Origin of the sequence: Xenorhabdus poinarii G6 (genome assembly GCF_000968175.1) — a bacterium.
In the GTDB taxonomy this organism is placed as follows: domain Bacteria; phylum Pseudomonadota; class Gammaproteobacteria; order Enterobacterales; family Enterobacteriaceae; genus Xenorhabdus; species Xenorhabdus poinarii.
Window position 1 is genome coordinate 3,219,690 of sequence record NZ_FO704551.1, and the last position, 14,414, is coordinate 3,234,103.

Here is a 14,414-nt window from a genome sequence, read left to right on the forward strand (position 1 = left end):
ATTACTTTTTCTGTTCTAATGTAATCGGGGTTTTTGCGCTAATGACTAATTGCTCAGTCAGACCATCAATGCCTTTATGACGCAAGATATCCGCCCATTCATTCTGCTTAGTTGTGATCATACTGACGCCTTCAGCGATCATGTCATAAGCCTGCCAATAACCGGTCTTACTATTTTTTCGCCACTGGAAATCCAAACGCACCGGTGGCTGCCCATTAGGATCGGTAATCGTGACTCGGATCGCCACGATCGTTTTTCCTTCCAGAGGCTGTTCAGGGGCGATCTGATAATTTTGGCCATGATACATCGCCAACGCCTGACCATATACCTGTTCCAGATAAGATTCAAATGCCTTGAAATAGGCATCACGCTGATCAGGTGTCGCTTCTTTGTAGTAAGGCCCTAACACCAGCGCCCCGGCATATTTGACCTGCACATAAGGCATCAATTCTTCATGCACGATTTGGCGCAAAACGCCCGGATTTGCCTGAATCTGCGGTTGATCATTCTTCAAACGGGTAAATGTTTTTTCCGCTGCATCTTTCATCAATGCATAAGGATTGGTTTGATCAGCAGCATTCGCCAATGGCGCCACGACCAACAATGCAGCCATAAGTAATCGCTTAAACATAAGTGTTATTTCTCCTAAATAGTGGATTGCTGGTTAGTGTGCTTGTTCAGGTGCAGAAGCCGATTTTTCTTTGTCTCCGCCCCCCGTCTTATACAAGAACTGACCAATCAAATCTTCCAGTACCATCGCAGGCTTAGTATCTTCAATACGATCACCATCTTTCAGTAGGGTGGTGCCTAAATCAGGATCATCAAACCCAATATTGAGGGCAATATATTGCTCGCCCAACAGCCCTGAAGTTCGGATCGAAAGCGAACTGGTATTCGGAATATTGTCATATTTCGTGAAAATATCTAATTCAACTTGCGGCGTATACGTTTTATGATCCAGCCAGATGTTTTCCACTCGACCAATCACAACGCCACCAACTTTTACGGGGGAGCGTACTTTCAAGCCACCAATATTATCAAAGGCGGCATATAACCGATAAGTTGGCTGGTTGCCGAAAGATCGGATATCCGCGACTTTCAGACATAAAAAAATGATTGCAGCCAGCGCAATCAAGATAAAAGCCCCAACCCAAATTTCACTCTTCTTACTTTGCATCAACTTAGTTCCCAAACATCAGTGCTGTCAGTACAAAATCCAACCCCAATACCGCCAACGACGCATGAACTACCGTGCGCGTTGTCGCCCTGCTGATCCCTTCCGATGTTGGGATAGCATCATAACCATTAAACAGCGCAATCCACGTTACCGTAATAGCGAAAGCGACACTCTTGAGAAAACAGTTGAGCAAATCTTTATGCCATTCCACCGCAGATTGCATAGACGACCAGAAAAAGCCGCCATCAATTCCTTTCCAATCGACACCAACGATTGCCCCTCCCCAAATACCGACAGCAACAAAGATCAAGGAGAGCAGAGGCATACTGATAAAACCGGCCCAAAAACGCGGAGCAATCACCCGACGCAACGGATCAATCGCCATCATTTCCAGACTGGAAATCTGTTCAGTCGCTTTCATTAAACCAATTTCTGCGGTCAACGCTGAACCCGCTCGCCCCGCAAACAACAGTGCCGTCACCACCGGACCTAATTCACGCAGTAGTGATAACGCCACCATCATACCAAGGCTGCCTTCCGCACTGAATGTGGTCAAGACCAGATAGCCCTGTAAAGCCAACACCATGCCAATAAACAACCCTGAAACGACAATAATCAGAAGTGACTGGACGCCTACGCTATAAAGCTGCTGACGCAAAAGTGCCCATTGCTTAGCGGGTTCTGGTTTACCAATAATGGCACTGAACAACATGAACCCCGCACGACCAAATGAAGCGGAAACCTCAATCGTACGTCGGCCAACTGCTGCCAATGCCCGTGTTAACATCAACATGCCATTATCCTAATAACTCAGTTTTGTAATCCCCGGCGGGGAAACGGAAAGGTACTGGCCCGTCGGCAATACCATCAAGAAATTGCCGTACCCGTTGATCCTGGTTCATTCTCAACTGATCCGGCGTACCTTCTGCAATCACTTTCTGTTCAGCCACAATATAAGCATAATCAGCAATGCTCAAAACTTCAGGTACATCGTGAGAAACGACAACACACGTTACACCAAGCGCCTGATTAAGCTCATCGATCAGCTTCACCAAAACGCCCATTGTGATCGGATCCTGACCGACAAAAGGTTCATCAAACATGATCAGATCAGGATCGAGTGCAATCGCTCTCGCTAATGCCGCTCGCCTTGCCATACCGCCAGAGAGTTCCGATGGCATCAAATTCGCCGCCCCCCGTAAGCCCACGGCTTCCAGTTTCATCATCACGGTTGTGTGAATCAACGCTTCAGGTAGTTGAGTATGCTCACGCAAAGGAAACGCCACGTTATCAAAGACATTCAGATCTGAAAATAAAGCACCCGACTGAAATAACATGCTCATTTTCTTACGAGCCGCATAAAGACGTGGACGCGATAACGCCGGAATATTATCGCCATCAAACCAGATTTCACCGCGTTCAGGGCGAATTTGTCCCCCAATCAAACGGAGTAAGGTTGTCTTTCCTATACCGGAAGGCCCCATAATGGCAGTAATTTTTCCCTTCGGAACGGTCAGATTAATATCAACAAAAATCGGGCGCTGGCCTCGGGTGAAATGCATACCGCAGATCTCGATAAGATTTGCTGTTTGTTGACTCATTATTGATAGCCCCTAACCGTGAATAAAACTGTTTTCAGTTACTGTATTTAATACATTAATCATGCATACTACAAAAAATTGCCTAATTTGCGTTAGCAGAGTTGTGACAAATTTTACTTTTTATCTCTTGATCGTCAGAATGTAGAAGTCTAGCTGAATAAACGTTCCATGTTTAAAAATCAACCATCATTAGCATTATGCTCGGAATAAATCTTATTTAAAGGACATCCATGTTTCTGACTATTATCCTGCTCATTACCGGGTTGATTTTACTGGTATATAGTTCTGATAGATTAGTTTATGGTGCTGCCGTTTTTGCCCGTGCCATGAAAGTGCCCCCTTTTATCGTCGGCCTGGTCATTATGGGTATCGGCACCTCGTTGCCGGAGCTAATGGTGTCGGTCACCGCCATTTTAGACGGGATGCCAAACATGGCTGTGGGCAATGCAATCGGCTCCAATATTACTAACTTGCTGCTGATTACAGGTATGGCAGCCATCATTAGACCCATCAGGGTAAAATCAGAAATTTTACGACAAGAAGTTCCCCTGATGTTGGCAATCACTGCATTTGCAGGGTATCTGCTATCTAATGGATACATAAGTCGTCTGGATGGTATCCTTTTAGTACTTTCAGCCATCTTTTTCCTCTCACTGATGATAAAGAAAACAATTCTATCTCAACATCAGGGTATTGATAGCTATACTCAAGAACGAGATGCAGAATTGCCTGTCGAAGGTAACAAAGGTATTGCACTTCTTTGGGTTGTTTTGGGTTTAATTATTCTTCCCATTTCCACTCGCATGGTCATTGACAATGCAACCGCGATTGCCCGTATTTATGAGGTCAGTGAACTGGTTATTGGCCTGACCATTCTTGCGGTGGGAACCAGCCTGCCAGAACTTGCCACCACAATAGCCGCGGCCATAAAAGGTGAGAATGACATGGCCATAGGGAATATTGTTGGCTCTAACGTATTCAATATCACACTGGTGCTCGGCATCCCCGCCTTACTCTCTCCCAGTGCCATTAGCGAGGATGTCTTTTATCGGGATTTTTGGGTCATAATGGCAGCAAGTATCCTCTTCACCGTATTTTGCCTGGGAAGAAAGTCCAGATTAAACCGATTAAACGGTATCTTGTTACTGAGCTGTTTTATCGCTTATTTTATCATACTTTATTATTGCTAATTTTCACGGTATTGCATCATTGCCGATTGAGTGGGAAAAGAGTGGGAAGTAAACATGCCTAAAATCGATTTTCAACAAGCAGGTAAGAGAGTATTACATATTGAACTCGAAGGGCTGGCTGGCCTGGCGCAATATATTAATGATGATTTCAGTCAAGCCTGTGAGTTAATGTTTGAGTGTGAAGGGAAAGTAATTGTGATGGGAATGGGGAAATCCGGCCATATCGGGCGTAAAATCGCGGCGACATTTGCCAGTACCGGTACACCTTCTTTCTTTGTTCATCCTGGCGAAGCCAGCCACGGCGATCTTGGTATGGTGACATCAAAAGATATCGTGCTGGCCATTTCTAATTCCGGTGAATCAAATGAGATTCTGGCATTAATTCCCGTTCTCAAGCGACAAAAAGTCCCGCTCATCTGCATGACAAACAATCGTGACAGTAGCATGGGGAAAGCCTCAGATATCCACTTGTGCATTAAAACCCCGCAAGAAGCCTGCCCACTGGGATTGGCGCCCACAACCAGCACCACGGCAACCCTTGTCATGGGTGATGCATTAGCGCTTGCCCTTTTGCAAGCGCGTGGCTTTACTGCCGAAGACTTCGCACTTTCTCACCCTGGCGGGACACTCGGACGTAAACTGCTGCTGCTGGCCAGTGATTTAATGGCCACGGGGGATAACATTCCTCATGTTCCCCAGACGGCGACGCTGCGGGAAGCGTTGATCGAAATCACCCGCAAAAAACTGGGGATGACCGTTATCTGCGATGATGACAGGCAGATCAAGGGAATTTTTACCGATGGCGACTTGCGTCGTGTATTCGATATGGGCATTGATTTAAACCATGCAAAAATCGCCGACGTCATGACGGCGGGGGGCATCCGTATTAAACCGAATGCCCTAGCGGTTGATGCTTTAAACTTAATGCAATCACGCCATATCACCTCACTATTAGTCACGGAAGGTGACAAACTACTTGGTGTATTACATATGCACGATCTTTTACAGGCCGGGGTCGTGTAAAGCAAGTACACTGGTATCAATAAGCATGATATAAATCTTAAGAGAATGTTTTGATGAGTCAAAAAGCATACCTGGACACCTGTTACGGCCCAGTCAGCAACGCCGTGATTGAAAAAGCCCGCCAAATCCGTCTTCTGATTTGTGATGTCGATGGAGTCATGTCCGATGGCATCATCTACATGGGCAATGAAGGCGAAGAACTAAAAGCATTTAACGTGCGTGATGGTTATGGTATCCGTTGCTTAATTACGTCGGGTATTGAAGTTGCTATCATTACTGGCCGCAACGCTAAACTGCTGGAAAATCGAGCAAAAACACTCGGTATTACCCATCTTTACCAAGGTCAGAACGATAAGGTTTTGGCGTATAAAGAACTGTTGGATAAACTAGCATTACAGCCAGAGCAAATCGCCTATATTGGTGATGATCTTATTGACTGGCCTGTCATGGCACAAGTTGGGTTATCTGTTGCCGTTGCTGATGCCCATCCATTACTGTTGCCGAAAGCAGATTATGTCACTCAGACAGTCGGCGGTCGTGGGGCAGTCAGGGAACTTTGTGATTTGGTGCTCTTCGCTCAAAATAAGCTAGAAGACGCCAAAGGGTTATCCATCTAAATTAAAACTGAAAAAAGAAATAATGAGCAAAATTCGATCCTGGTTGATCGCAATACTGGCCCTGATCGCGCTTGCGCTGATCGGCTGGAATTTATCAAATGTCAATGATGGGGCTTCGCTCCCCATTGTGGATGACGGTTATCCTAATTATCAAACACAAGAAGCCATTACGTTTGTCTATGACCCTGAAGGTAAGCTGGCTTACAAGCTGGTCGCTGATGACGTTAAAAACTATACGAAAACGAAGCAAACTTGGTTTACCAACCCGGTATTGACAACATTTGATCCCAATGGTGCCCCCGGCGCCCCGATACCCACATGGACAGTGCGATCGAATCAGGCCAAACTGACTAACGATAACATGCTCTATCTGTATGGGGATGTCCAAGTGGATAGCCTGACCGATGCGTCACAATTGCAGCGGATCACAACAGACAATGCGACTGTCAATCTCACGACACAGGATGTCGCATCCGATAACCGGGTGGCCCTCACTGGCGTCGGACTGAAATCTGTTGGCATGAAAATGCGTGGCAATCTGCGAAACAAAACTGCTGAATTGATTGAAAAGGTGACTACTCAATATGAGATCCCACATGAACAACCTAATCCGTAATACCGTGATTGCCGGTACCCTGTTTGCCGTCAGCCTGCCCGTACTGGCTCTAAAAGAGGATACAAAAAAGCCCATTACCATCGACTCCGCCAAACAGTCGCTGGATTTAACGGGGAACATTGCCACATTTACAGATAATGTTATCGTCAAGCAAGGCTCAATCGACATTCATGCCGATAAAGTCGTTGTGACCCGCCCGGGCGGAAACGCCGATAAAACCGTTATCGAAGCTTACGGTAACCCGGCCACTTTTTATCAATTACAAGATGATGGCAAACCGCTCAAAGGCCATGCGTCAAAGATGCGCTATGAAACCGATAAAGAGCTGGTCGAGCTGACGGGCAATGCCTATCTTGAACAGCTAGACAGCAACATCAAAGGCGATAAAATCACGTATCTGGTGCCAACACAACAGATGGAAGCCTTTAGTAATAAAGGTAAACATGTCACCACCGTCCTGTTACCTGCCCAGCTACAGGAAAAAGATTCCGGGGTTAACCACGCTGATGCTCATAAAAAGAGTCAATAAGGACTAATGGCAAGACTAATATGGCAATATTAAACGCAGAAAACCTGGCGAAAGCATATAAAGGCCGTAAGGTCGTTGAAGACGTCAGCCTCAATGTGAAGTCGGGAGAAATTGTTGGCTTACTCGGCCCCAACGGGGCAGGTAAAACCACGACGTTCTACATGGTGGTTGGCATTGTTGCTCGTGATGCGGGTTCGATCGCCATTGATGAAGAAGATATCAGCCTGCTGCCCCTGCATGAACGTGCCCGTCGCGGAATCGGTTACTTGCCTCAGGAAGCTTCCATTTTCCGTCGCTTGAGTGTCTTTGACAATTTGATGTCTGTACTGGAGATCCGCAAAGATCTGACCCAAGAGCAAAGAAAAGAACGGGCAGAAGCGCTGATGGAAGAATTTCACATTTCTCACCTGCGCGATAGCCTTGGCCAATCGCTTTCCGGTGGTGAGCGCCGTCGTGTGGAAATTGCCCGGGCGCTGGCTGCCAATCCTAAATTCATCCTGTTAGATGAACCTTTTGCTGGCGTTGATCCGATTTCCGTACTGGATATTAAAAAGATCATTCAGCACCTGCGGGACTGCGGCTTAGGGGTACTCATTACTGACCATAATGTGCGTGAAACATTGGATGTCTGTGAACGAGCCTATATCGTCAGTCAAGGTCACCTGATTGCCCACGGTACGCCAACGGATATCCTGAATAACGAGCAGGTCAAACGTGTCTATTTGGGTGAAGGTTTCCGCTTATAACCGCCATCCTTCTGTCAGGCGCAATCCAGGGAATCACTCAGGCGAGATTAAGGAGAAAGTGGTCACGCTATGAAGCAAAGTTTGCAACTCAAACTCAGTCAGCAATTGACAATGACACCACAACTCCAGCAAGCCATTCGTTTGTTGCAGCTATCGACGTTTGAACTTCAGCAAGAAATTCAGCAGGCTTTGGAAACCAATCCGTTGCTTGAACAGAGTGATCCGCATCAGGAAGTGGAGAATCAGGTACTTTCTGATGTGGAAACAGAAGTTATGGATACCCGTGAAGCACTTGAACAGAAGGATATGCCTGAAGAGTTGCCGCTGGATGCCAGTTGGGATGAAATTTACGCCGCTGGCACACCGTCAGGCACCAGTAACGATTACACCGCCGATGATTTTCCTGTCTATCAGGGAGAAACTACCCAGACATTGCAAGATTACCTCATGTGGCAGGCCACATTAACACCATTTACAGAAACGGATGCGGCGATTGCCACTTCAATTATTGATGCCATTGATGACAACGGTTACCTGAGCACGTCCATTGAAGAGATTCTTGCCAGCATGGGGGATGATGCGCTGACTTTGGCCGAAGTCGAAACCGTCCTTAAGCGCATACAGCATTTTGATCCGATTGGTGTTGCTGCCCGTGACTTACGCGAATGTTTGCTGATCCAGCTTTCAGTACTACCGTCAGACACACCTTACCTGAATGAAGCCAGGCGGGTTACCGATCATTACCTTGATCTGCTGGGTAACCGAGACTTCCGTAATTTATTACGTCAGAGCAAATTAAAAGAGCGTGTTCTGAAAGGGGCCATTGATATCATTCAATCACTAGAGCCAAAACCGGGTCTGGCCATCAATACAGGGGAATCTGAATATGTTATTCCAGATGTCTTGGTGCGGAAAGAAAATGAAAACTGGCAAGTTAGCCTAAATACCGATAGCATTCCCCGTCTGCACATCAACCAACACTATGCAGCCTTGGGGAAACAGGCCAATAATGAAAGTGACAGCCTGTTCATACGCAATAACTTGCAAGAGGCCAAGTGGCTCATCAAAAGCCTCGAAAGCCGTAATGAAACGTTATTGAAAGTCGCCGTCAGCATTGTTGAACAGCAACAAGATTTTTTTGAGTATGGTGAAGAACACATGAAACCACTGGTACTGGCAGATATCGCCTACCAGGTTGATATGCATGAATCCACCATCTCCCGTGTGACGACACAGAAGTACCTGTATAGTCCACGCGGTATTTTTGAGCTTAAATATTTTTTTTCCAGTCACGTCAATACAGAGAGTGGCGGTGAAGCCTCTTCGACGGCAATACGTGCGCTGGTGAAAAAACTGGTCGCGGCAGAAAACCCGGCCAAACCACTAAGTGACAGTAAATTGACCAGCCTGCTCACTGAACAAGGTATTCAGGTTGCGCGCCGGACTGTCGCAAAATATAGAGAGTCGTTATCCATCCCGCCTTCAAATCAACGTAAAAAACTGGTTTGAACAACACAGAGAAGGAAAACACCATGCAACTCAATATCACAGGCCATAACATTGAAATCACAGATGCACTTCGCAACATTGTGAACAGCAAATGCAGCAAATTGGATCAATATTTCAATAAGATTCATCTCATCCAGGTCATACTCCGGGTGGAAAAGGTGGAGCGGATCGCCGAAGCCACGGTGCATATTAACGGAGGCGAGTTGCATGCAACCGCAGAACATGAAGACATGTATGCGGCCATTGATGTGCTGGTCGATAAACTGGCGCGTCAATTGACCAAACACAAAAGTAAATTGAGACAACATTAATCGCTTTCAGGCAACGGGGCCATCATAAAATTACCACTGTTCTCTCTATAAACACCTTTTAGGTAACACCATGCGATCTTTCGGTCGGTGGTGATCTTTCGATTTGTACCGATGTATTTCAAGGTGTTGAACGAACGAAAGTTCGGTTCTGGTGCAGTGAATCAATACCAGATGCCCGTCAGGCATCTGGTAGAACAAGGCCCTAAGTGAATAAAGAAATGAACAACGAAACAGATTTACCCCTAAGCTCAGTCCTTTCACCCGAATGTACACGCCACAATGTACTTTGTTCGAGTAAAAAGCGAGCTTTAGAGATTATCAGCGAACTGGCATCAAAACAGCTTGGCGTATCAGAAAATAGCGTATTTGAGGCTATACTTTCCCGCGAGAAAGTTGGCACTACCGGGATCGGGAACGGGATTGCAATCCCTCACGGCAAATTAGATAAAGAGAGTTCGGCGAATGCCGTTGGGGTATTTTTACATCTAGAACACCCCATTACCTTTGATGCCATTGATAATCAACCTGTTGACTTATTGTTCGCTTTATTAGTGCCATCAGATCAATGTCAAACTCATTTACACTCACTATCATTGATTGCAAAACGTCTTGCAGACAAAAACTTCTGCCGTCGTCTGCGCTCAGCTCTGAGTGATGATGAATTATATAAAATCATTACTGAATAAATAGTGATGACAATTGTAAACATTTAGGAGAGTCACCTCATGGTGCTGATGATAGTCAGTGGTCGTTCAGGGTCAGGGAAATCTGTCGCGCTGCGTGCCCTGGAAGACATGGGCTTCTATTGTGTGGACAACCTGCCGGTTGTGTTGCTACCAGAGCTGGCAAGCTCACTGGTTGAACGCGATATTTCAGCAGCAGTTAGCATTGATGTCAGAAACATGCCGGAGTCACCCGAAATTTTTGAAGAAGCCCTGACGAAACTCCCTGACAGTTTTTCACCACAGCTACTGTTTTTGGATGCAGATCGTAATACCCTGATCCGTCGCTACAGTGACACGCGCCGTTTGCATCCGCTATCCAGCAAAAATCTGTCACTGGAAAGTGCCATTGACCAAGAAAGCGATTTGCTTGAACCACTGCGTTCACGGGCCGACTTGATTATCGACACATCGGAAATGTCCGTTCATGAACTGGCAGAGATGCTCAGAACCCGTTTACTGGGCAAACGGGAACGTGAACTGACAATGGTGTTTGAATCTTTTGGTTTCAAACATGGTATTCCCATTGACGCCGATTATGTTTTCGATGTGCGTTTCCTGCCAAACCCGCACTGGGACCCGAAACTGCGCCCTATGACGGGTTTAGATCGCCCTGTCGCCGCATTTTTGGATCGCCACACTGAAGTTCATAATTTCATTTATCAAACACGTAGCTATCTTGAACTTTGGTTACCTATGCTGGAAACCAATAATCGCAGCTACCTGACTGTCGCGATTGGTTGTACCGGTGGTAAACACCGTTCGGTCTATGTTGCCGAACAGCTAGCCGATTATTTCCGATCTCGTGGTAAAAACGTGCAGTCACGTCACCGCACACTGGAAAAACGTAAATAGCACGCCCCATAAAGCAAAGCATGACAGTCAAAAAGCGGCTTGAAATTAAAAACCGGCTTGGTATGCATGCCAGACCTGCGATGAAACTCCACGACCTTGTGTTGCAATTTCAATCGCAGGTCATTTTGCGCAACAGTCGTCATATTCAGGCTGAGGCTTGCAGTGTCATTGCCATGTTAATGTTAGATTCCGAACAAGGTAGCTATATTGAAGTTGAAGCGACCGGGCCGGATGAAGAGCAGGCTCTGGCGGCGATTACCGAACTTTTCAACGCAGGATTTGATGAGGAATAGTTGCGCATCTATCCAATAGATCAAATTACCCACCCAACCGATAGTGTCATATTAATAACATTAGCCGGCTGATAAGCTATCTTCGCTCATTAGACCACAACATTTTTACAGCGCGTTTTGGAACTCATCTATACAGAAAAAACACTCACTTCTTATAAGGATTGCTTTTTTCTGATTGATCTTCATTTGAGGGCGAGATCTCATAAAACATATCACAATTGCTCGATATGCTATTACGCATTGTTATAAATAATTGACTATTTTCTTTTGTTAAAAAATAATAACTTGGATAATTATTTTTGGGATATAGAGTAGCAAAAACAGGGATAATTTGATTTTTATCATGACAATCAAGATCAGGGAAATACTCTTCGGAGTAAACAATTTCCTTATCTCTGATAAAAATAAATTTCAATCCAACATCAGTAAATCGATATTGCATACCAATAGCATTATTGATCGATTTTGAATTTTTTCCGTCGGGGAAAATATAAGCCCTATCCCAGCTAAAGGGGGTTAAATCTTTAAAATCAACCAAACATTCTTGATTTATCTGGCAATGTTTATTACTGTAATCAACGATAACCTCTTTGATATCCCACTGTCTAAAAGAGAAAAAATAGACAAAAGTTAGAATAGCAAATGCACTTAAAATAAGTAGTATTTTTTTATTACTTACCTTCATTTTTTAATTTCCCTTTACTAATCGATTTGCTCAATAACCAAATTGGTCGCCATATTGGTTTGCACGCAAGCACAAAATCAATGAAGGACTTGGCACTCGTTGTACTGGAGACGTTCCATAAAGAGGGGTTATATATCGCTGTTAAAAACGCGAATGCCTATGACGTCGTAAAAGAAAAAATTAGCGACCATCAATACCATTATATGAAATCCGTCTTCCAAAGCCTCGATGAAAACGGACAATAAAATCCGTATGGTTCCCTGATTAAGATGTGTCCTCAGATTTTTATCTGAGGGCCTTTTATGGGGCCGGAAAATTTTTAACGTGTTGTTACGATATCTGCATTGACTATATGCCATCTCCTTTCTTCACCCTCTCCCGTTCACGTTTTTTGACCATATCCGATTTTGACAATAGCAAGAAACAAGTCATTAAAACTGACAAAAGATAAAAAAACCTTCCTATATCCTGCAAGTAGATCCTTCTTCAATTCTAAAAATGATTGGCCAAAACCATTAACACAGTTAATAAAACTGACTATTTATAAATAGTATTAGATATATAATAAATGTTATCTTTCAATAATTTAAACATGTGAAATAAATTAATAAAAAACTTATCATTAAGTGTTTTTTACGTACCGTGCATTGCACGCATAAATCCTAAACTGGAGATTTACTTCATGCGTTTTAATAAAACCACACTGGCGATCCTTCTTGGTCTGGGTCTGTTTCAAGGTGTTGCCCAAGCAGCACCTGTGCTCTCTTTAGATAACACCCACGCAGAAAGCATCGCAGCAACCAATAACGCTTGGGTTGAAATCAATACCACGACGTTCGAAAACAATATCCACACACTACGAAAAAATCTGAACAAAGGGACTCAATTGTGTGCGGTACTGAAAGGGGATGCGTATGGCCACGGGCTCGGCCTGCTGATGCCGTCTATCATTAAAACTGATGTGTCTTGTGTGGGAATTACCAGTAATGAAGAAGCGCGTCTCGTCCGGGAAAGCGGTTTCAAAGGACAACTCATGCGTGTCCGTACAGCCAATGTGAGCGAAATTGAAAGCACATTGGGCTATGACATGGAAGAGATGGTTGGTGATCTGGAACAAGCTCAGGCTGTTGATGCGCTGGCTAAAAAACACGGAAAACACATTCGTGTTCATCTGGTATTGAATACCGGTCTCATGAGCCGCAACGGGCTGGAAATGAAAACAGAGCAAGGTAAACAAGACGCTCTGAAAATCGCTCAGCTACCTAACCTGAAGCTGGTCGGCATAATGAGCCACCATGCACTCGCTAATCTGGATGCTATCCGTTCCAGTATTAATCACTTCCAGGAACAAACTGCTTGGTTGATCAACGCAGCTAATCTGAACAGAGATGAAATCACGCTGCACGCATCAAGTTCCCTTGCGTCAATGAGCATTCCTGAAGCACAGTTCGATATGGCGCGCGTTGGTAGTGCCCTTTACGGTATTCTGCCCGACAGCCATCCAGAATATAAGCCACTGATTGAATTAAAAACTCGTGTTGCTTCTGTTAAAACCTACCCGAAAGGCAATGGGATTAGCTACAACAACACTTACACACTGACGCGTGATTCCAAACTCGCCAACCTGCCTGTTGGTTTCTCTGATGGCGTAAGCACCAACCTGTCAAACAAAGCCTATGTTCTGATCAATGGTCATCGTGCCCCTATTGTGGGGAGCATCACCATGAACACCGCGATGGTCGATGTGACTGACCTGCCTGACGTGAAGGCCGGCGATGAAGTTGTGCTCTTTGGTAAACAAGGCAATAACGAGATCACGCAGTCTGATATCCAAAAATGGAGTGGTCAGCATATTGTTGAGTTATCTTCCATTTGGGGAGAAACCAACCCAAAAATCGTGGTAAAGGGTCTATAATCAAAGTGCCGGTGATATCTGGTTATTCTTCTTAACCTGTGCTGATGAGCCTTATTTCATTAAAAACACAAAACAGTTCGTGATCATGATCTCTTTATTTTCACGACAGAACAGCCTAATATCATTTTAATCACTTTGAAAATAACACCCCCCTCCTTCGTGGCGTGGGGTGTTATTTTGTATTGAGCCTAATTTGGAGCGTGGTATGACAACACCTAAAATCATTATCAATGAACTCGACGCTGAACGTTTAGATTCTCTGTTAGAACAGCCTGCCTTTGCCAATTCCAGTATTGCCAAAGCGTTGAACGAAGAACTGGATCGGGCTGAGATAGTGGCTCCAGTGGATATTCCGGCGGATATTGTCACAATGAACAGTGAAATTCGTTTTATTGATCTGGGCAGTAATGAAGAACGAGTGCGGACACTGGTCTACCCTGCGTCCTTGCAAGACAGCACAAAGCATCTGTCCGTAATGGCGCCTCTAGGTGCTGCACTTCTGGGTCTACGGGTCAATGATGAAATCACCTGGACATTACCAAACGGCGAAAAAACCCGCATAAAAGTATTAGAATTGCTTTATCAACCCGAGGCCGCCGGCGAATATCATCGCTGATTTTCAGCC

General features: G+C 45.0%; 19 protein-coding genes. 14 read left to right on the top strand and 5 right to left on the bottom strand.

Annotation, left to right across the window (positions count from 1 at the left end; translation table 11 throughout):
- Position 1: 1 nt before the first annotated feature.
- From mlaC to mlaF, 4 genes are read right to left on the bottom strand one after another with little or no spacing between them, the layout of a single operon-like run.
- Entirely contained in the window at positions 2–631 is a 630-nt protein-coding gene (gene mlaC / locus XPG1_RS14865) for a phospholipid-binding protein MlaC (protein WP_045959791.1), read from the bottom strand.
- 33 nt (positions 632–664) lie between these two features.
- Positions 665–1,177, bottom strand: a complete 513-nt coding sequence (gene mlaD, locus XPG1_RS14870; protein ID WP_045959794.1) for an outer membrane lipid asymmetry maintenance protein MlaD — start codon at positions 1,175–1,177, stop codon at positions 665–667.
- Positions 1,178–1,181: 4 nt separating this feature from the next.
- On the bottom strand, positions 1,182–1,964 hold the full coding sequence (mlaE, locus tag XPG1_RS14875) for a lipid asymmetry maintenance ABC transporter permease subunit MlaE (protein WP_045960817.1): 783 nt from the start codon (positions 1,962–1,964) through the stop codon (positions 1,182–1,184).
- A gap of 10 nt (positions 1,965–1,974) precedes the next feature.
- Positions 1,975–2,778 carry a phospholipid ABC transporter ATP-binding protein MlaF gene (gene mlaF, locus XPG1_RS14880; protein WP_045959795.1) on the bottom strand — a complete coding sequence of 268 codons (804 nt, stop codon included), beginning with the start codon at positions 2,776–2,778 and terminating at the stop codon, positions 1,975–1,977.
- A gap of 230 nt (positions 2,779–3,008) precedes the next feature.
- Here mlaF and XPG1_RS14885 point away from each other — a divergent pair, with 230 nt between their 5' ends.
- From XPG1_RS14885 to npr, 11 genes are all read left to right on the top strand, one after another.
- Positions 3,009–3,968, top strand: a complete 960-nt coding sequence (locus tag XPG1_RS14885; RefSeq protein WP_045959797.1) for a calcium/sodium antiporter — start codon at positions 3,009–3,011, stop codon at positions 3,966–3,968.
- Between the two features lie 54 nt (positions 3,969–4,022).
- Positions 4,023–4,991, top strand: a complete 969-nt coding sequence (kdsD, locus tag XPG1_RS14890) for an arabinose-5-phosphate isomerase KdsD (protein ID WP_045959799.1) — start codon at positions 4,023–4,025, stop codon at positions 4,989–4,991.
- 53 nt (positions 4,992–5,044) lie between these two features.
- Positions 5,045–5,608 carry a 3-deoxy-manno-octulosonate-8-phosphatase KdsC gene (gene kdsC / locus XPG1_RS14895; protein ID WP_045959800.1) on the top strand — a complete coding sequence of 188 codons (564 nt, stop codon included), beginning with the start codon at positions 5,045–5,047 and terminating at the stop codon, positions 5,606–5,608.
- A gap of 22 nt (positions 5,609–5,630) precedes the next feature.
- On the top strand, positions 5,631–6,224 hold the full coding sequence (gene lptC, locus XPG1_RS14900; RefSeq protein ID WP_045959803.1) for an LPS export ABC transporter periplasmic protein LptC: 594 nt from the start codon (positions 5,631–5,633) through the stop codon (positions 6,222–6,224).
- Positions 6,205–6,753 carry a lipopolysaccharide ABC transporter substrate-binding protein LptA gene (lptA, locus tag XPG1_RS14905; RefSeq protein WP_045959804.1) on the top strand — a complete coding sequence of 183 codons (549 nt, stop codon included), beginning with the start codon at positions 6,205–6,207 and terminating at the stop codon, positions 6,751–6,753. The genes lptC and lptA overlap by 20 nt, the downstream gene beginning before the upstream one ends.
- Before the next feature lie 20 nt (positions 6,754–6,773).
- On the top strand, positions 6,774–7,499 hold the full coding sequence (gene lptB / locus XPG1_RS14910; RefSeq protein WP_045959805.1) for an LPS export ABC transporter ATP-binding protein: 726 nt from the start codon (positions 6,774–6,776) through the stop codon (positions 7,497–7,499).
- 69 nt (positions 7,500–7,568) lie between these two features.
- Positions 7,569–9,008, top strand: coding sequence for an RNA polymerase factor sigma-54 (gene rpoN / locus XPG1_RS14915; RefSeq protein ID WP_045959806.1), 1,440 nt, complete (start codon positions 7,569–7,571; stop codon positions 9,006–9,008).
- Positions 9,009–9,031: 23 nt separating this feature from the next.
- Complete coding sequence (gene hpf / locus XPG1_RS14920) at positions 9,032–9,319, top strand: ribosome hibernation promoting factor (RefSeq protein WP_045959808.1); 288 nt, start codon at positions 9,032–9,034, stop codon at positions 9,317–9,319.
- Between the two features lie 218 nt (positions 9,320–9,537).
- Positions 9,538–10,005, top strand: a complete 468-nt coding sequence (ptsN, locus tag XPG1_RS14925) for a PTS IIA-like nitrogen regulatory protein PtsN (protein ID WP_045959811.1) — start codon at positions 9,538–9,540, stop codon at positions 10,003–10,005.
- A gap of 39 nt (positions 10,006–10,044) precedes the next feature.
- Entirely contained in the window at positions 10,045–10,896 is an 852-nt protein-coding gene (gene rapZ / locus XPG1_RS14930) for an RNase adapter RapZ (protein ID WP_045959813.1), read from the top strand.
- Positions 10,897–10,916: 20 nt separating this feature from the next.
- Positions 10,917–11,189, top strand: a complete 273-nt coding sequence (npr, locus tag XPG1_RS14935; RefSeq protein WP_045959815.1) for a PTS phosphocarrier protein NPr — start codon at positions 10,917–10,919, stop codon at positions 11,187–11,189.
- Between the two features lie 145 nt (positions 11,190–11,334).
- Here the strand turns inward: npr and XPG1_RS14940 are convergent, their stop codons facing one another.
- On the bottom strand, positions 11,335–11,874 hold the full coding sequence (locus XPG1_RS14940) for a hypothetical protein (RefSeq protein WP_045959817.1): 540 nt from the start codon (positions 11,872–11,874) through the stop codon (positions 11,335–11,337).
- 80 nt (positions 11,875–11,954) lie between these two features.
- On the opposite strand from XPG1_RS14940, the gene XPG1_RS18595 reads away from it, so the two are divergent.
- The 3 genes from XPG1_RS18595 (at position 11,955) to rnk (ending at position 14,405) form a co-directional block, all read left to right on the top strand.
- Positions 11,955–12,119, top strand: coding sequence for a hypothetical protein (locus XPG1_RS18595; RefSeq protein ID WP_157879514.1), 165 nt, complete (start codon positions 11,955–11,957; stop codon positions 12,117–12,119).
- 437 nt (positions 12,120–12,556) lie between these two features.
- Positions 12,557–13,789 carry an alanine racemase gene (gene alr / locus XPG1_RS14945; RefSeq protein ID WP_045959819.1) on the top strand — a complete coding sequence of 411 codons (1,233 nt, stop codon included), beginning with the start codon at positions 12,557–12,559 and terminating at the stop codon, positions 13,787–13,789.
- A 205-nt stretch (positions 13,790–13,994) separates the two neighbouring features.
- Positions 13,995–14,405 (top strand): nucleoside diphosphate kinase regulator, encoded by a 411-nt coding sequence (gene rnk, locus XPG1_RS14950; protein ID WP_045959821.1) that lies wholly within the window; start codon positions 13,995–13,997, stop codon positions 14,403–14,405.
- Positions 14,406–14,414 lie beyond the last annotated feature (9 nt).